Consider the following 17849-nt stretch of genomic DNA (forward strand, 5'->3'; position numbering starts at 1 on the left):
TGCGACTCCTTGGCAGATCAGTAAGTGCGCGACGGCGCTTGAGTGGCAGCGGGTTCGCGGTAGCGGGCGAGGGTGGCCATGGCGCCTTGGCGTAGCAGGCTGATGTCGATGGCCACTGCAATGAACTGGCAGCCCCAGCGCTGGTAGCGACGGGCGTCTTCTTCGTTCGGGGCAAGAATCCCGCAGGCCTTGCCGGCCGCCAGTGTGGCGTTCACCGCGTGTTGAATCCGCTCCTGGACTTCCGGATGGCCGGGGTTGCCGGCATGACCCAGGCCGATCGACAAATCCGCCGGGCCGATAAACACCGCATCCACACCCTCGACGGCGGCAATCGCTGCGACGTTTTCCACGCCGGTGCGCGATTCCACCTGAACGATCAGGCACAGTTGTTCATGGGCGGTATTCAGGTAGTCCGGCACACCGTCCCAGCGGGTGGCGCGGGTCAGGCCGCCGCCGACACCGCGAATGCCGTGGGGCGGGTAGCGCATGGCGCGCACCAGTGCCTGTGCCTGCTCGGCGGTTTCGACCATCGGGATCATCAGCGTCTGTGCGCCGATGTCCAGCAGTTGCTTGATCAGGTTGGCATCGCCATTCACTGCGCGCACCACTGGCGCGGTCGAGTAAGGCGCCACGGCCTGCAACTGAGCGAGTACCCCGGGCACGGTGTTGGGAGCGTGCTCGCCATCGATCAGCATCCAGTCGTAACCGGTGGTGGCGACGATCTCGGCGGCGTAGCCGGTGGCGAACCCGGCCCAGATGCCATATTGGGTCGCTGAGCTGTTCAGCGCGGCCTTGAACGCGTTGTGCGGCATGTTCATGTCGAACTCCTTTCTCAGCGGTTATACGGCCGATGCAGTTGGCATTCGGGGTTGAGGGTCACGCCGAAACCTGGCTGGTCGAGCGCGGACAGGCGCATGCGGCCATTGACCGGCACCGGTTCGCCGAGCAATTGCGGGTGGAACATCGGCACCACTTCGTCAGCCTTCGGCGCCATCATCAGGAACTCGGCGAACGGGCTGTTATGCCGGGTGGCGACGAAGTGATAGCTGTACACCGAAGAGCCGTGGGGGATGACCAGCGCGTTGTGGGCGTCGGCCAGGGCCGAGATCTTCACCAGTTCAGTGATCCCGCCGCACCAGCCGACATCCGGCTGGATGATGTCGCAGCAGCCCATCTCCAACAGCATGCGGAAACCCCAGCGGGTGGCTTCGTGTTCGCCGGTGGTCACCAGCATGCCTTTGGGCACGTTGTTGCGCAGGGCCGCGTAGCCCCAGTAATCATCCGGCGGCAGGGCTTCTTCGATCCATTTCAAGCCGTATTCGTGGGCGCCGACCGCCAGTTTGGTGGCGTAATTGAGGTCCAGGCTCATCCAGCAGTCGAGCATCAGCCAGAAGTCAGGGCCGACGCGTTCGCGCATGGTGGCCACTTCTTCGAGGTTCTTGCGCAGGCCTTCCTCGCCCTCGGCCGGGCCGTGGTGCAGCGGCATCTTGCCGCCGATGAAGCCCATTTTCTGCGCCAGGTCCGGACGGGCGCCGGTGGCGTAGAACTGCAATTCGTCGCGCACCGCACCGCCGAGCAATTGGTGCACGGGCTCCTGGCGGATCTTGCCGAGCAAGTCCCACAGTGCCAGGTCAACGCCGGAGATCGTGTTGATGACGATGCCTTTACGCCCGTAATACAGGGTCGACTGGTACATCTGGTCCCAGATTTTTTCGATGTCGGTGACCCGGGCGCCTTCAAGGAAGCGCGCCAGGTGTTTCTCGACGATGTACGCGGCAGGTTCGCCGCCAGTGGTCACGGCAAAACCGACGGTGCCGTCGCTGGCTTCGATTTCCACCACTAGGGTGCCGAGTACGTTGATGCCGAAGGTGCGGCGGCTCTGACGGTACTCGGGGTATTTGCTCATCGGCGTGGCGATGTGATCGTCGATCCAGTGGCCGTCGGCCTGGTCGTGATAATCCGCGCCGCCGCCTCGCAGAGTGAAAGCGCGGACGTGTTTGATGGTTGGAATGCCCATGGTGTGACTCCTCAGGTTTAAACGGTGGCCGGTTTGTTCGAGGCTTTATGGCCGGGCGCGCGTATGCCCAGCACCAGCAACGCGGCGATGACGGTGGTAGCGGCCAGCACGTACAAGCCTGCTGCCGGTGAGTGGAAGGCGCCTTCGGCCCAGTTCTTCAGCACCGGGGCGATGAAGCCACCGAGAGCGCCGAACGAGTTGATCAGGGCGATCCCGGCCGCGGCGGCGCTACCGGCGAGGTAGCTGGAGGGGAAGGTCCAGAACACTGGTTGCACGGCGATGAAGCCGGAGGCGGCAAAGCACAGGGCGATGATCCCTAGCAGCGGGTTGCTGAAGGTCACCGAGCAGGCGATCCCGGCGGCGGCCATGAGCAAGGTCAGGCAGGCGGTGCGGCGGCGTTCGCCGGTGCGGTCGCTGTAGCCGGGAATCAGGTAGGCGGCGATCAATGCGCAGATCCAGGGGATCGCCGTGACCAGGCCGACCATCAGCCCGACCTTGGTCCCCAGCAGCCCTCCGACCTGGCTCGGCAGATAAAACACCACGCCATAGACGCTGGCCTGGATCAACAGGTAGATCAGGCACAGGTACAGCACCGAGGGTTGGCAGATCACGTTGAGCAGGCTGCGGCCGTGATTCTGTTTATGGCTGTCTTCCTGATCGAGCAGGCTTTGCACTTGCTGGCGTTCTTCGACAGTCAGCCACTTGGCGTCGGCCGGGCGGTTGTCCAGATACCAGTAGGCCCAGATGCCCACAGCCGTCGCCATCAGGCCTTCAACGGCAAACAGCCATTGCCAGCCGTGGAAGCCGGCGAAGCCGTCCAGTTCCAGCAGCAGGCCGGACAGCGGGCTGCCGAAGATGAAGGCCAGCGGTGCACCGAAATAGAAGAAACCCATGGCCTTGCCGCGCACGGCGCTGGGGAACCAGTAGGTGAGGTAGAGGATCACGCCGGGGAAGAAGCCGGCTTCGGCCACGCCCAGCAGAAAGCGCAGGATGTAGAAGCTGGTTTCTGTGTGGGCGAAGACCATGGCGGCGGAGACCAGCCCCCAGGTGACCATGATCCGGCACATCCACAGGCGGGCGCCGACGCGGTGCAGGATCAGGTTGCTCGGCACTTCAAGCAACGCGTAACCCACGAAAAACACCCCGGCGCCGAAGGCGAAGGCGGCATCGCTGATATTGGTGTCGGCTTGAAAGGCTTGTTTGGCGAACCCGACGTTGGCGCGGTCGAGGAAGGCCATGATGTACATCAGCAGGAGAAACGGGAGTAGCCGCCAGGAAATTTTGGCGAGCAGAGGCGCGGGTAGAGTCTTCATCGCAGTTTTCCTTTGGTAGGGCATTTGTTCTTATGGGGAAGACTGTACGGCCGCTGATCGATGCGTTACAAATCGAATCTAGCTCACAACTGATACCTTCAGGGTATCGATAAAAAAGGCCCGTCATGACCACGCCGATCATCTCCCGCAGCCTGCTCAATCGCCTGCGTTACAAGCATCTGCACATGTTGGTGACGCTCAGCAGCAGCCAGAACCTGCACCGCGCTTCGCAAAGCCTGAACATGTCGCAACCGGCGGCAACCCGCATGCTCCATGAGATTGAAGACATGTTCGGCTGCGATCTGTTCGAACGCCTGCCGCGGGGGATGCGCCCGACAGCGTTGGGCCAGGAGCTGATTCGCTTTGCCGAATCGGCCCTCAGTGGCCTCGACCGTTGCGCCGAGGACCTGATGGCACGGCAGCAGGGCGGCTACGGCTATCTGTCGATCGGTACCATCATGGGCGCGGCGCCGGACCTGGTCATGGATTCGATTGCCGAGATCAAGGCCCTCAATCCGCAGCTGCGGATCCGCATCATGGGCGACACCAGCGACCAGGTGATCCAGTTGCTGGAACAGGGTCGCATCGACCTTGCCATCGCCCGGCGCAATGCCGCCACCGACAGTGAGCATTACGTCTTCGAGCAACTGGGTAACGAACGCTTGCTGGTGGTGGTGCACGCCGGCCACCCGCTGGCCCGGCGCAAAAAACTGGAGATGGCGGAGCTGGTCGGCGGTTGGCCGTGGATCCTGCAACCGGAAACCAGTCCGGCGCGCATCGGTCTGGATCAGGCGTTGCAGCGCCTGGCGTTGCCGTTGCCGGCAGACATCATCGAATGCAGTTCGGTGTACTCCATGCAGCAACTGATTCAGCTGACCGACGCGATCATGGTCCTGTCGGAAACCGCATTGCGCGACTATCTTAAAATGGGCCTGGTGGTGGCGCTGCCGGTGGAACTGGATGTGCAGATGGCGCCATTCGGGTTGTTGTTGCGCAAGGGCGAGCACATCAGCCGGGAGTTGGGGTTGTTCATCGATCTGCTGCGACGAAAAGCCGCGGTTTTTTGATTTCTTGGTCAGTTTTTAGTTTTCCGCGAAGGCATAAGCCTATAAACTTAACCTTTCGGTCAGCTTTGCACTGTCAACAACAGCCCTTTGCATCGTCGAAAAGGGCTTCTGCAAGACTCGAGATTTCCAGAACATAACCAGAAGGGCGGACCCCATAACCGCCCAGAGGATGATCCATGTCCAACCGTGATATATCCCGGCGCTCGTTCCTTCAGGGCGGGCTGGTAGCGGGTGTGAGCGTGACGCTCACGCCATTGAGCAGCCAGGCGCTGGCCGCCTTGATGGAAAACAGCGTGACCGTGCCGTCCGAGCAGTGGCTTGGCAACAATGGCAAGGCGCGCGCCCGTAACGATGCCTTGTCCAAGGTCTGCGGCAGCAAGGTCTTTGCCCGCGACATCCGCGCCAAGGACATGCCGGGCTGGCCGCAGCAGCAAGGCCACGCCATGCTGCTCAAAACCATCAAGGCCGACCACATCTTTGCAGGCATCGACCTGTCGTGGCTCGGTGCCGAGTTGCAACCTGACCGCATCGTCACCGCCGAAGACCTGGTCAAGGACGGTATCGTGTTCCCCGAGGAGCACGCCCCGGATCCGCTGTTGCCGGCCGGCAAGGTGCCGATGTTCATCGGGCACCCGGTGGCGATCCTGATCTGGAACGACTTCGAGCGCTTCCGTCAGGCCAAGAACCAACTCAAATTCAATGATAAGGCGATTCGTTACGGTGCCCAGGTGCCGTTCTACGAAGGCGATCCGTACGGCAGCTTCCGCTACGTGCGCGTCGGCGGCGCGACCTCGGCGGACGAAGACGAATTCGCCAGCCTCAAGGATTCGATTCTGTTCCCGATGCTGAAAAACCGTCGTCCGGTGTGGAACTCCCAGCCGAACCTGCACGGCAACCTGACCGAGCGCGGGCTGTTCTACGCCGAGCGCATGAAGCAGCAAATCGATACGCCGCCGGACAACTGGCTGGTGTTCGACGAACGCTACAAGACCCCGTCGATCGAACCGGCCGCCCTGGAGCCTGACAACGGCAACGGCTGGTACGACCCGGCCACCAAGACCCTGCATTTCGTCGTCGCCACCCAGTGTCCGCTGGAAGCCGCGACCGAAACCGCGAAGATGATCGCGCCGTCGCGTTTCGGCCTGGCCAACCTGAACATGCACCCAGGTTACACCGTCGGTTACGGCTCCAAGGACCACAACATTTTCGTCTACTACGCAGCCCTCGCAGCGTTGTACGGCGCCGGTGTACCGGTACGCCTGGCCAACGACCGCTACGAGCAGTTCCAGAGTGGCATCAAGCGTCACCCGTTCGACATTCGCTACCAATTGGCGGTGGACAAGAACGACCACAGCTTCAAGATTTTCCGCTCCGAGATGAGCGTCGACGGTGGCGGACGAATCAACTACAGCCCGTCGGTGGCTGCGGTGGGCGCCACGGCCGCACAGTCGATCTACTACATGCCGCAGAACGATCTGCAGGTCACGGCTTATCACTCCCGCGCCGTTGAAGCCGGGTCGATGCGTGGCTACGGCACCCTGCAAAGCATGGCGGCGACCGAGATGATGGTCGACGAAATCGCCGATCGCCTCGGTGTCGATGCCATTGAGTTGCGTCGCAAGAACGCACTGCGCTCGGGCATGAAAAACACCCAGGGCGCGATCCCGGCCGGTGCCTTGCGCCTGCACGAGATTCTCGACAAGGCGGCGGTCCACGACACCTGGAAAAACCGCGACGCGATCAAGAAACAACGCGAAGCCGCCGATCCGGACAACTGGTACGGGGTGGGTTTCGCCATCTGCCAGAAAGACTTCGGCACCGGTTCCGAAGCGCCGATGGCCAGCATTGAATTCACCGCCGAAGGTCGCATCAGCCTGCGCCACATCGGTATCGAAATCGGCACCGGCATGTCCACCTCCCAGGCCATGGTCGTGGCCGATTTCCTCGGTGTTCCGGCGCACGAAGTGAAGACCGGCGAAACCGAATGGAAAGAGTTGCAGCTGGTCAGTGGCGGCAACCCGTACATCATGAGCCAGGCCGAGCAGGACAACTTCCTGCGCAATCCGCGCTGGGTCGGCAAGGTCGCTTCGGCTTCGTCGGCCACCAACTCGGCGTACTACTTCAGCCACGCGACCCGTGAAGCGGCGCGCGTGCTGTTCAACCACGGCCTGTGGCCGGCGGCTCTGGAAATCTGGCGACAAGGCCCTTACGGCGGTCAGGCCAACCCTTACGTGGTGCGCCGCGAAGACGCCCATTGGGTCGACGGCAAGCTCACGGCCAACGGTATGGAGCCACTGCCTTTCGCCATGCTGGCCAAGCGCGTTCACGAACGTGGCCTGGTGAGCGGCGCCACCGTGCACGGTTTCAACCGCTGGAGCTGGGCCGAGGCCGAATTCAGCATCGACGGCGTGCGTGAGCGCTTGCCGCTCGACGGTCTGGCCGTGAAGTACGGCGACGGTGCACCGAAGGCGAAGAAGGCGCAGATGAACAGCGCCGGTTTCCATCTGCTGGATCGGCAGGGCATCGCCTACCCGGCGACCCAGCTGAACAACGCGGCGGTGACTTACTACAGCCCGGTCGCGACGCTGGTGGAAGTGAAGGTCAACAAGGGTTCGAACGAGGTGTCGGTACTCAACCATCACTCGTGGGTCGAGTGCGGTCGGGTGCTGGTGGAAGAACTCGTCAGGGGTCAGCTCGAAGGCGGGATCGCCATGGGCATCGGCCATGCGCTGATGGAAGAGATGCCGTTGTACGAAGGCGGGCCGGGGGAGGGTGACTGGAACTTCAACCGTTACCGCTTGCCGATGGCGCGTCACGTCGCGGTGTGGAAACAGACCGCGGAAATCCTGCCGCCATTGTCGCCGAGCGACCCGTCCAAGGGCATCGCCGAGGTGGTGATGATCCCGGTGGTCGGTGCCATCGGTAACGCCGTGGCCCATGCCATCGGTAAACGTGTCCGCGACCTGCCTATCACTTCTGCACGCATCAAGGAGGCCCTCAATGGCTAACCGTCCGCTTCAACTGACCCTCAACGGTCAATCCGTCGGCCCGGTGGACATCCCTGATGACCTGCCGATGATCGACTACCTGCACGAATACAAGAACCTCACCGGTTCGCGCCTGGGCTGCGGCCAGGGCATCTGCCACGCCTGCGTGGTGATCGTCGACAACCCGGACGGTACCAGTGAAGAAGTGCGCACCTGCATCACCGGCGCGCACTATTTCGAAGGCAAGAAGGTTCGGACCATCGAAGGCCATGCGACCTGCGACGAGCAGGGCAAGGTCACCGAGCTGAACCCGATCCAGCAGCGTTTCGTCGACGAGTTCGCCTTCCAGTGCAGCTACTGCGCGCCGGGCTTCGTGAATGCCGCGACCGTGCTGGTGGAAAAGCTGCAGCGTCAGCCCATCGTCAAAAGCCAGCTGGAAAAAGTCATCGAGGACAGCCTCGGTCATCACATCTGCCGTTGCACCGGGTACGTGCGCTACTACAGCGCCACCCGCAACGTGCTGACCGATCTCGGCCTGGTCAAGGAGGGTTAAGCATGAAGCTTCTACTTAGCCGCCTGGCGTTGGCGGTTGGTCTGGCTGCGCCTGTGGTGGCAGCTCACGCCGATGATGCGCAGGTCAAGCAAGGCGAGTACCTCGCCCGCGCCGCCGACTGCATGGCGTGCCACACCGCACCGGGTGGCGCGCCGTACGCGGGCGGCCTGCCGATCGTGTCGCCGTTCGGCACGATCTACGGCACCAACATCACCCCGAGCAAAGAGCACGGTATCGGTCTGTACAACGATGACGAGTTCTTCGCCGCGCTGACCGAAGGCAGGCGCCGTGATGGCGCGAACCTGTATCCTGCGATGCCCTACACCTCGTATCACCTGATCCCGCGTGCAGATTCCGACGCGATTCATGCCTACCTGAAAACCGTCGCGCCGATCGAGCGCGCAGCACCGGTCACCAGCCTGAGCTTCCCGTTCAACGTGCGCCTGGGCCTGATGGGCTGGAACATGATGTACGGCAAGGACGTGAAGCTGGAACCGGCTGAAGGCAAAAGCGAAGCCTGGAAGCGCGGTCAGTACATGGTCGACGTGCTGGGGCACTGTGGCGAGTGCCACACCCCACGTGGCTTGCCTGGCGCGATGCAGCAGGACAAGCGCATGACCGGCGGCATTCTCAATGGTTATCTGGCGCCGAGCCTGCTGGCCACTGACCTGGCGGCCCGTGGCTGGAATCACCAAGACCTTGGCTCGTTCCTCAAACACGGCATGAGCGCCCAGGGCACGATGTTCAACGAGATGTTCCCGGTGTTCCACAACAGCACCCAAAGCCTCAGCGATCCGGATCTGGCGGCGATGGCGACTTTCCTGCTCGGCGATCAGCCGCCTGCGGCGAAAGTGCTCGTCGAAGTGCCGTTGGACAAACTGAGCCCGAGTGCCCAGCGTGGCCGTCAGGAATATTTGAATGTCTGCGCCGGTTGCCATGCACCGGGCGGTGAGGGCAAACCGCACATCGCCGTGGCCATGCGCGGCAACACCACGCTGCGCCTGGAAGATCCACGCAACCTGGTGCGGGTGATCGACGACGGTATCGGCGAGCAGAAGTTCTCCGGTTTCGAACATATGCAGCCGATGCCAGGGTTTGTCGACAAGCTGAATGACGAACAACTCACGGACCTGCTGAACTACCTGCGTCAGGGCTGGGGTGGTCAGCCGAATGATCTGGCTGTAAACGACGTGCAGAAGTTGCGGGCCGATGCGCCGCCGCTCGAGCACAAGGCCCACTGATATGCAGCATCTGGATTTGCAAGTGGTGCGCCGGACGCTGGAGTGGTCTACGGCCGGTCAGCGCATCTGGCTGTGTACGGTGCTGGCCACTTACGGCTCGGCACCGCGCGCACCGGGTTCGCTGCTGGCGGTGAACACGCAGGGGCACTGGATTGGCTCGCTGTCCGGTGGCTGTGTCGAGGAAGACTTTCTCGAGCGAGTCGCCGAGGGCGCGTTTCTGGAGCCAGTTTGTGTTGTTCGTTACGGCGAAGGCGACGATCCACGCTCACGCGTCAGCCTGCCCTGTGGCGGGGTGCTGGACGTGCTGGTCGAGAAGCTCGAGGCCGATTGCGAGGTGCAAGCGCATCTGCGGGAGCTGGAGTCGGCACTGTTGGGCCGACGTCGGTTGATCCGCGAGGTTGATCTGCAAAGCGGTGCGCGCAGCCTGTTCGATGATCATGAACAGGGTGTGCGTATCGAGCGTGAAATCGACCGGGTGCGTGTACGCGTCGGCGCGGCCCAGCGCTTGCTGCTGGCGGGGTATTCCAGTGTCGCCCAGGCCTGTGCGGAGTTTGCCGTGGGGCTTGGGTTCGAGGTGATTCTGTGTGACCCGCGGGACGAAGTGCTCGAAGGCGTCGTGCTGGAAAACGTGGAGATTCGCCGCCAACTGCCGTCGGTGTTCATCGCTGACGGCGGTTGCCACAGCGACACGGCGGTGGTGGCGTTGACCCATGATCCACGTATCGATGACCTGGCAATGATGGAGGCTGTTCGCACCGAGGCGTTCTACATCGGTGTGATGGGCTCCATGCAGACCTCGCAAAAGCGCTTCGAGCGGTTGCGGCGTATTGGTGGCTTGGGCGATGCCGAACTGGCGCGGATTCATGCGCCGATCGGCTTGAACCTGGGCAGCAAGACGCCAGCCGAGATTGCCCTGGCGGTACTGGCGGACATCCTGCGGATTCGCAGCGGTATCCCACGAGATCGTCTCTAACCCCCAAAACCTGTGGGAGCGAGCTTGCTCGCGATGAGGTCGTAACATCCAACACATCCGTTGGCTGCCAGACCGATATCGCGAGCAGGCTCGCTCCTACAATGTATTGCGTGTCGCTTAGTACCCGAACTTGTCCCGCAATCCGTAATACCACGCACCCAATGCCGCAAACGGTGTGCGCAGCAACTGGCCGCCGGGGAACGGGTAGTGGGGCAGGTCGGCAAAGGCGTCAAAACGCTCGGCCTGGCCGCGCAGGGCTTCGGCCAGCACCTTGCCCGCCAGGTGCGTGTAGGTCACGCCATGGCCGCTGCAGCCCTGGGAATAGTAGATGTTGTCGCCCAGGCGTCCGACCTGGGGCAGGCGCGACAGGGTCAGCAGGAAGTTGCCCGTCCACGCGTAATCGATCTTCACGTCCTTGAGCTGCGGGAATGCCTTGAGCATCTTCGGCCGGATGATCGCTTCGATGTTCGCCGGATCCCGCGCACCGTACACCACGCCACCACCGAAAATCAGGCGCTTGTCGCCGCTGAGGCGGTAGTAGTCGAGCAGGTAATTGCAGTCTTCGACGCAGTAATCCTGAGGCAGCAATGTCTTGGCCAGTTCTTCACCCAATGGCTCGGTGGTAATCACCTGCGTTCCGCAAGGCATCGACTTGGCGGCCAGTTCCGGCACCAGATTGCCCAGATAAGCGTTGCCGGCGACGATGATGAATTTGGCCCGGACCTTACCCTGCGGCGTATGCACCACCGGGCTGGCGCCGCGCTCGATGCGTATGGCCGGCGACTGCTCATAGATCGTCCCGCCCAGGGACTCGACCGCCGCCGCTTCACCCAGCGCCAGGTTAAGCGGATGGATGTGGCCGCCACTCATGTCGAGCATCCCGCCGACGTATTGATCGCAAGCCACCACTTCGCGGATGCGGCGTTGATCCATCAACTCAAGCTGGGTGTGCCCGAAACGCTCCCACAGGCGCTTCTGGGATTCGAGATGGCCCATCTGCTTGGCGGTCATCGCGGCGAACACGCCACCGTCCTTCAAGTCGCAATGGATGTTGTACCTGGCGACCCGATCACGAATGATTCGTCCACCCTCGAACGCCATCTGCCCCAGCAACTGGGCCTGCTTGGGACCGACCGTGCGCTCGATGACATCGATATCGCGGCTATAGCTGTTAACGATCTGGCCGCCATTACGCCCGGACGCCCCGAAACCCACTCTGGCAGCCTCGAGCACGGTGACCTTGAAACCGTTCTCCAGCAGAAACAGGGCAGCGGACAGCCCCGTATAACCGGCGCCAATCACACAGACATCGGTCTCCACGTCATCCTGCAACACCGGGCGCGGTGGAGCCGCATTGGCCGATGCGGCGTAATAGGATTCTGGGTAGGGAGTGTTAGCCATCCGGCAGCCTCTGTTTAATATATTTTACGAGTGCGTTGATCCTACCCGAGTTGAAAATCGCCCGCCAGCACCCGGAAAATCTTCTTTGTACCGGCAAAATTAAATATTTTGCATATTCATAGGGTTAGCGCGAAAAAAGGTGTTGACACCCCTCCGGAATTCCGTAGAATGCCGCCTCACAGCAGGCACGTAGCTCAGTTGGTTAGAGCACCACCTTGACATGGTGGGGGTCGTTGGTTCGAGTCCAATCGCGCCTACCAAACAAAATCCGCTCTGCTGGGCGGTCTAGAAGGGCTCACCGAAAGGTGGGCCCTTTTTTGTTGTCTGGTGTTTGGGCAAACTTTGGGAATATTTTGGGCAAACGACCAACGCGCTACACCTTCAGGTCGGCTTTCACCTTCATGTAAACCACCGCTTCATCACCGTGCCCCGCCTGGTAGTGCTCGGTCATCTTCACGTCGGCGTGCCCCATCAAACCTTGGATGTATTCCTGCTCGAAGCCCTGTTGCTCATAAATCCAGGCGCCGAGAGCGCGGATCTCGTGGAGAGTGGGGCGCTCGCCGGCTGGCATGTCCTCATAGGCCTTCGAATCGTCCCGAGCCTGGGCAAATGATTTGGTCAGGTAGTCCGCCGTCACCGCGTTCCAGTGTAGCTTGGCGTCCAACTGGGTGCGTTTGCGCGCCTTCGGCGAGTAGTGGATGAGGTACGGGCAGACGACCGGCGACTTCATACACTCCAACACCACCTCCCGCAGCGCCTGGCCCATGACAATCTCCAGGTGCACGGGCTTTCCGTAGTTCTGCGTTTTCCCGGGTGACACCTTGATGGTGTTTTGCTCGAGGTCCACAACCACGTACTTTCCCCGGGTGATTACCATCGCTGAGCCGCCGCTAGTGTTCTGCCGGCCCGACACCGGCGGCATCGCCGGGCTGGCGTCCATGCAGGTGATCGGCTCGGCCGGAAACTGGACCGGGTTTTATGTGCGGGCCTATGACGACAACACCAACCAACCGAACGGGCGCTGTTTACCCGGTCGTTCCAGAACTGGAACTATTTGCGCTATGAAATTACGGCAACGGGCAGTTCGCGTAATTTTTACAGTGTGCCGTTTAACTTTCCAGAAAACGAATACCTGCTGATTAATACTTTCGGCATGAACATGCTGACGGGTTCGGGTTCCGGGCGAAGCGTTAAAACACTGTGGGACTTTAATGCCGGCGTGCTGTACGCCTTGACCGACGGCTTTAGTAACCCGTTCGCATTTTTCATGCCTGCGGTATTCGCCAAGATCAGTGTTTAAACCAACGTTTGCATCCCGCCCCAGTGCGGGCTTTCACTTAAAATTGAGGACGATCAAATGGCTAAGCAGACGATACTGCTCGGTACTTCACCGAGCGGAGTCGGCGGGGATACGCCGCGGAGTGCACTAAAACCGAGAGCAATTTTGTTGAGTTGTACGCGCGCCAGGCATTACTTGGTACTGCATCCAACGTAAATCTCGGCACTGCCGCCGGCAATGCAATGCCAGTTGGCGGATTCGGTGTGGGGACCCAATTCAATCCTGGGCTACCACTCTTGAGTGATGCTTCGGGCGTAGAAATTTATTCTACTGGTTTCTATCGATACGCAAGCACAACGCAGGGGCGCCCGACGTTTGGTACAGGGTTTGGGGCGCTTATCGAGTTATCGGCATTGTTTAGCGGTGGCGCTAACTACGGCGGCCAAATCGCTGTTGATTACGCTACTTCGGAAATGGGATTTCGTTGTCTGTCTGGTGCAGCTGGTTTTTCTGCTTGGCGCAAGATCTACCACGACGGCAACACCACGCGCGCCGCTGACGGCACATTGAAGGCGATCTGATTATGACAAGAGCTGCGATCAACATTCTGGGCACTACTGGCGCCACTTACGACTTTGTTACTCAGGGCGACACTCCAGTGTCTTCTTCGCGAATCTCGAAGGGCGTTTACAAAGTTATCGGGTGCCTGGGCATGGTGCCTTTCCCCCCCCGTCGACGAGGGCTGGGGCTTTACGGTCAATCAGGTCGATAACCGTGCTGATGTCGAGACCGTTTTTACCGATGGGGAACTAATGGTGACTGTGACAAAGGACGGTCTGCCATACGACCTGAAGCACATGATCACCTTGCACATCTTAGTACCGACCCCTGATCCCGTGAAAATTTCTGAAATTCCCGCCGAGGCGTCTCCATCTGGTGAAGAGCCTACCGTCGAAGCCTGAATCAATAGATCCAAACGCACCCGCCATCGAGCGGGATTTTTTTGCCTGGAAAAAAGGAATGTCCTTCACATCGCAGCAACCGCTGCAGATCCCCCCGAACGCCGGCGCTATTCGCGTCGAAGGCGGATCTTCTCCCAGCTGCGATCGACATAAAACGATCCTGTATCGCCTCGGACGGAATAAATCGTCGCTCTATAGGCTGCTGTCCAGCGCGAGCAGCCTAAGGCAAGTAGTTTTTTGTAGGCCCACTTCCATCCGTTCTTAGGTGCGATGCTCATATTTTTCCTTAGGTCCGTACCAGCCATTCCCTGATGGTAGCTAGGAGCTCCAGGATATCCAGCGATTGATTTCAGGCGTCAAAAATTCGCCCAAGAACGATTACATTCGTTTTCCTCTGAAAGCGAATGCCAAGCACACGGCAGCAGTAGCTGTTATTGACCCGCCATAAGCCCGCCCTGAGCGGGTTTTTTTACGTCTGGAGAAAAGCATGACCGTCACAGAAAAAGACCGCGATATCCTCGCCCGCACGCTGTGGGGCGAGGCCTGCGGCGAATCCTTGGCCGGCCAGATCGCCGTGGCTTGGACTATCCGCAACCGCGTGAAAGACGGCAAGGACAAATCGTGTTGGGGGGAGGGCTATGCCGTCGTATGCCAGAAACCCTACCAGTTCAGCTGCTGGAACAAGAGCGACCCGAACTTCGCCTCCCTGAGTGGCGCGAAGCCGATTCCGTTCCGCGAGTTGGCGCAGGCACGGATCGCCGCTGACCAGGTGATCGATGGAAAGGTGCCGGATCCCACCGGTGGTGCCACCCATAACTACGCGACCACCATGCCCAAGCCGCCGGCCTGGGTGAAAGGTGCCAAGCAGACGCTGGCGCTCGGTCACCATGTGTTCTTCAAGGATGTGCCATGAGTCGCCTATCGAAAGTTCTGAGAGACAGCAATGACAATGGTCTGACGTTCTGGTGTCCTGGCTGCGATGGCGCACATGCCATTCAGCATGGCGCCGGGACCGGTCCACGCTGGGGCTGGAATGGTAGTGCGGAAAGTCCGACGTTCACGCCTTCGATCTTAGTCAGGTATCCGGCTAACCCTGACGCCATTGAAGAATTCAAGGAGTGGCGTACGGAGCGTGTATGTCATTCGTTCGTCACCGATGGCCGTATCCAGTTCCTGGGCGATTGCACCCACGCGCTAGCCGGACAAACGGTCGATCTGCCGGAGTAGGAGGACTGAGCATGACGACCTACCTGAAAGCAGGCGCTGTTCTGTTGCTCATAGCTATGGTGCTGGGCGCGCTGTTCGGCGCCTATCACCACGGCGTGACGGTCACGGATGAAAAGTGGCAGTCAGAATGGAATGATCGCGACACCCGGGACGCCGAGGCGAGGGCACTCAATGAGGCCACCGAGCGCACCAAAGAGCAGGCCTACCAACAATCAATCAACAAGGCGGCTCAAGATGGGCAACGAAACATCGATCAAGCAATGGCTGATGCTGCTGCCGCTCGCGCTGCTGCTGACGACGTGCAGCTCGTCGCCGACAACCTTGCCCGTCGACTCGCAGCCAGTGAAGCCAGCGGCAATTCCTGTACTGCCGCCGCAAGCTAGACGGCTACCCACGCCGCAATGGTGCTTGCCAACGTGTTCAAGCGCGCTGACCAGAGAACGGGCGACCTGGCTGCAATTGCCGACCAAGCCCGAACCCGGGAATTGACCTGCGAACAGGTGCATGAAGGTCTTTCGAGGTAGGAATTGTATGCGGTCGGCAGAACGCCGGAGGCAGGAAAAAATCCCCGATCTGCTGGAGAGCAGTTCGGGGCAAGTCATGAGACATCATTGAGGGAAGGGAATCTCTCCATGAACTAGCGTCCCGATAACCCTCTCCTCCGGGGGAGTTAAACATCGGCGAGAAGCGGGTGGGAAGTTAAATAATTGTCACAAAAATATTTATAGATTGGTCCACGTTCTATTAAAGACTAGGTGAAATTTACTTCAGTGGAAGGCGCTGATAGGGGGGAGGTGTAATGGTCGTTTGTGGCGCTGCCGGCGCAGATTGAGCTGCCGCTGGAGGGCAGGATGAAGAATAAGGGATTTCCCTGCATGGCGTTTCGTCAGTGCAGAAAGGCGCACCAATGAGTGCCCAGTTTGAAATACGACCAAAAGGGAGAGAGCCACGTCCACTCCCTTTTGAAACAAAGCTTCCAATTGCTCAATCTCGGAATCCGAGATCAGTCGTCATGTTTGTGTTTATGTTTGTTCTTGTACTTCTTTTTATGCTTGTGGTCGTAGTGGTCGTTATCGTGATCGTTATCGTTGGCCAGATTGTTGCCGATAGCACCACCTGCTGCGCCGCCCAGTCCAGCGCCGATCAGGCCACCAGTGGAACCACCAACACTGTTGCCGATTACCTGACCACCCGCTGCACCGAGCCCGCCGCCGATGGCTGATTCGGTCTTGTTGCCACTCTTCGCGGTCATTGCGCCCCCAGCTGCGCCACCTACGCCGGCTCCGATCGCAGCGCCGGTGCTACCCCCCACAGCCTGACCGACGACGCTTCCAAGGGCTCCACCGACACCGCCACCGATAGCTGTGTTGGTGGCTTCGCCAGCGAGGGAGTACTGCGATACAAGAAGGCTTAATGCAACGACAGTGAATGATTTACGCATCAGACAAACCTATAGAAATACCCAAGGAAAGAAAGTTTGTTGGTACGAATCAGTCAGGTCAACAGGTATTTGACGGTGCATAAATTTGGATCAACCAATCTGTGATTAGCGCAGCCGCTTGTTGATCAATTATGACCTGTGGGCACTCCCCCATAGGCCCTTTGCATGTCGCCGATGGCTCGGTCGGTTCATGCCTGATGGCGGCGGCCACATGATCTAAGAGGCGTGCAGCAGCTACATCGAACGTGTCTTTGGTTATCTTTATACCGAGAATATTGGCGAGGTCTTTTTGAGCCTGTGACGAGCGAGAACGGGTCATACTTACTGGACTCCATTAATCGATTGCAGTCACTCCGGCGCCATTATCACCGCGAGCGTCATCTTGATGAACTCCTCATTCTTGTCGATGGCTTCTAGGGAGCAGCGTACGTTATCGGCGACATCGGCCGACCCGCGCTGCTCGACCCAGTTCGAAAGCTCCATGATGGCTGCTTCCAGGGCGAGTTGGTTTCATTGATCTTGAAGAGCAGGGAAGGGAGCAGGTCAGAGTTTGGCATCGCGAATTCTCCTTGGAGTTTTCAGCGTAGCAGGGGCGACCTGTGGGCTTGGAGTGTAGGTCGACAGAACGCCGCAGAAAGGTGGCACTACTGTAGGAATATACAACGCTAAGTTATTGATTCTTATAGGGAGATGTGGCGGTTTTGAGGGGGTTGAAAAAGTCTTATTTTTTCTTATAGATCAAAGCGTTATGACTGTTTACCGGTCACCTTGACATGGTGGGGGTTGTTGGTTCGAGTCCAATCGCGCCTACCAAACAAAATCCGCTCTGCTGGGCGGTCTGGAAGGGCTCACCGAAAGGTGGGCCCTTTTTTGTTGTCTGCAATTTGCACCCCCCCACTCAAAACGCCAACTTGGCGCCCAACTCCACATACTCGATCTTCTTTTCGTCGTGCCCCTCCTGATAGTGCTTCGTCACCTTCTCATCTGCATGCCCCGTCAACGCTTGGAAGGACTCCTGTGGGAATTTCTTCCGTTCGTACAGCCATGTCCCCAGGGCTCGGATCTCATGAAAAGTGGGGCGCTCGCCGGCCGGTACGTGGTCGTAGGCGTGCGCGGCGCCCCGGGCTTGTAGTGGATCAGGCGCGGTGACGCCAGTGGCGACCGCAGGCATTCACCGACAACCTCACGTAGCGTGGCCCTCATAGCGATTTATCGCCTGCCGTTCACCGGCAGGCTCAATGTCAATTTTTTTCAGGGTTGTGTTCGGGACACTTGGCGCTGCTCTGGGTAAAGTCATTACCGCTTGCCCGGCCTGGTGTGTTTCAGATGGATTACTGAATGGCCAGCAACTGGTCAGGGTAAACGCCATTCAAGTGATGATTGATGCA

15 protein-coding genes, 1 tRNA gene and 3 pseudogenes are annotated in these 17849 nt (G+C 59.9%); 11 read left to right on the forward strand and 8 right to left on the reverse strand.

What is annotated here, in order from left to right:
- Window positions 1–17: 17 nt before the first annotated feature.
- From KGB29_RS11145 to KGB29_RS11155, 3 genes are read right to left on the reverse strand one after another with little or no spacing between them, the layout of a single operon-like run.
- A complete protein-coding gene (locus KGB29_RS11145; RefSeq protein WP_102668747.1) occupies window positions 18–818 on the reverse strand; it encodes an aldolase/citrate lyase family protein in 801 nt (266 codons plus the stop codon).
- Window positions 819–832: 14 nt separating this feature from the next.
- Window positions 833–2017 (reverse strand): L-rhamnonate dehydratase, encoded by a 1185-nt coding sequence (gene rhmD / locus KGB29_RS11150; protein WP_223616403.1) that lies wholly within the window; start codon window positions 2015–2017, stop codon window positions 833–835.
- 17 nt (window positions 2018–2034) lie between these two features.
- The gene (locus KGB29_RS11155) at window positions 2035–3330 is read right to left on the reverse strand and encodes an MFS transporter (protein ID WP_090454238.1); all 1296 of its coding nucleotides are present in this window, start codon (window positions 3328–3330) and stop codon (window positions 2035–2037) included.
- Window positions 3331–3455: 125 nt separating this feature from the next.
- On the opposite strand from KGB29_RS11155, the gene KGB29_RS11160 reads away from it, so the two are divergent.
- From KGB29_RS11160 to KGB29_RS11180, 5 genes are all read left to right on the forward strand, one after another.
- Window positions 3456–4397, forward strand: a complete 942-nt coding sequence (locus KGB29_RS11160; protein WP_150812509.1) for a LysR family transcriptional regulator — start codon at window positions 3456–3458, stop codon at window positions 4395–4397.
- Window positions 4398–4573: 176 nt separating this feature from the next.
- Entirely contained in the window at window positions 4574–7405 is a 2832-nt protein-coding gene (locus KGB29_RS11165; protein WP_090454239.1) for a xanthine dehydrogenase family protein molybdopterin-binding subunit, read from the forward strand.
- Entirely contained in the window at window positions 7398–7937 is a 540-nt protein-coding gene (locus tag KGB29_RS11170) for a (2Fe-2S)-binding protein (RefSeq protein ID WP_015095868.1), read from the forward strand. Before KGB29_RS11165 ends, KGB29_RS11170 begins: the two co-directional genes overlap by 8 nt.
- Before the next feature lie 2 nt (window positions 7938–7939).
- Window positions 7940–9178, forward strand: coding sequence for a cytochrome c (locus KGB29_RS11175; RefSeq protein ID WP_150812510.1), 1239 nt, complete (start codon window positions 7940–7942; stop codon window positions 9176–9178).
- A gap of 1 nt (window position 9179) precedes the next feature.
- Window positions 9180–10151 (forward strand): XdhC family protein, encoded by a 972-nt coding sequence (locus KGB29_RS11180; protein WP_150812511.1) that lies wholly within the window; start codon window positions 9180–9182, stop codon window positions 10149–10151.
- Between the two features lie 117 nt (window positions 10152–10268).
- Here the strand turns inward: KGB29_RS11180 and KGB29_RS11185 are convergent, their stop codons facing one another.
- Window positions 10269–11552 carry an NAD(P)/FAD-dependent oxidoreductase gene (locus tag KGB29_RS11185; protein WP_150812512.1) on the reverse strand — a complete coding sequence of 428 codons (1284 nt, stop codon included), beginning with the start codon at window positions 11550–11552 and terminating at the stop codon, window positions 10269–10271.
- Window positions 11553–11735: 183 nt separating this feature from the next.
- Here KGB29_RS11185 and KGB29_RS11190 point away from each other — a divergent pair.
- A tRNA-Val gene (locus KGB29_RS11190) sits at window positions 11736–11812 on the forward strand.
- A 113-nt stretch (window positions 11813–11925) separates the two neighbouring features.
- On the opposite strand, the gene KGB29_RS11195 is transcribed toward KGB29_RS11190, so the two are convergent.
- Complete coding sequence (locus KGB29_RS11195; protein WP_317851077.1) at window positions 11926–12492, reverse strand: tyrosine-type recombinase/integrase; 567 nt, start codon at window positions 12490–12492, stop codon at window positions 11926–11928.
- Here KGB29_RS11195 and KGB29_RS11200 point away from each other — a divergent pair.
- The 5 genes and pseudogenes from KGB29_RS11200 to KGB29_RS11220 form a co-directional block, all read left to right on the forward strand.
- Window positions 12398–12852: pseudogene (locus KGB29_RS11200) on the forward strand (hypothetical protein); the annotation flags it as partial. The gene KGB29_RS11195 and the pseudogene KGB29_RS11200 sit on opposite strands and share 95 nt — an antisense overlap.
- Before the next feature lie 275 nt (window positions 12853–13127).
- On the forward strand, window positions 13128–13412 hold the full coding sequence (locus KGB29_RS11205) for a hypothetical protein (protein ID WP_150812514.1): 285 nt from the start codon (window positions 13128–13130) through the stop codon (window positions 13410–13412).
- Window positions 13413–14280: 868 nt separating this feature from the next.
- Window positions 14281–14706, forward strand: a complete 426-nt coding sequence (locus KGB29_RS11210) for a cell wall hydrolase (protein ID WP_150812515.1) — start codon at window positions 14281–14283, stop codon at window positions 14704–14706.
- Entirely contained in the window at window positions 14703–15020 is a 318-nt protein-coding gene (locus tag KGB29_RS11215; protein ID WP_150812516.1) for a DUF6527 family protein, read from the forward strand. Before KGB29_RS11210 ends, KGB29_RS11215 begins: the two co-directional genes overlap by 4 nt.
- Before the next feature lie 56 nt (window positions 15021–15076).
- Window positions 15077–15544: pseudogene (locus KGB29_RS11220) on the forward strand (DUF2514 family protein).
- 479 nt (window positions 15545–16023) lie between these two features.
- Here the strand turns inward: KGB29_RS11220 and KGB29_RS11225 are convergent.
- The 3 genes and pseudogenes from KGB29_RS11225 to KGB29_RS11235 form a co-directional block, all read right to left on the reverse strand.
- A complete protein-coding gene (locus KGB29_RS11225; protein WP_150812517.1) occupies window positions 16024–16461 on the reverse strand; it encodes a glycine zipper domain-containing protein in 438 nt (145 codons plus the stop codon).
- Window positions 16462–16809: 348 nt separating this feature from the next.
- Window positions 16810–17018 (reverse strand): annotated as a pseudogene (locus KGB29_RS11230) (hypothetical protein).
- Between the two features lie 341 nt (window positions 17019–17359).
- The gene (locus KGB29_RS11235) at window positions 17360–17632 is read right to left on the reverse strand and encodes an integrase (RefSeq protein ID WP_223473717.1); all 273 of its coding nucleotides are present in this window, start codon (window positions 17630–17632) and stop codon (window positions 17360–17362) included.
- Between the last annotated feature and the right edge of the window lie 217 nt (window positions 17633–17849).

It is taken from the genome of Pseudomonas sp. BF-B-30 (assembly GCF_019956305.1).
GTDB classification, from domain to species: Bacteria; Pseudomonadota; Gammaproteobacteria; order Pseudomonadales; family Pseudomonadaceae; genus Aquipseudomonas; species Aquipseudomonas jessenii.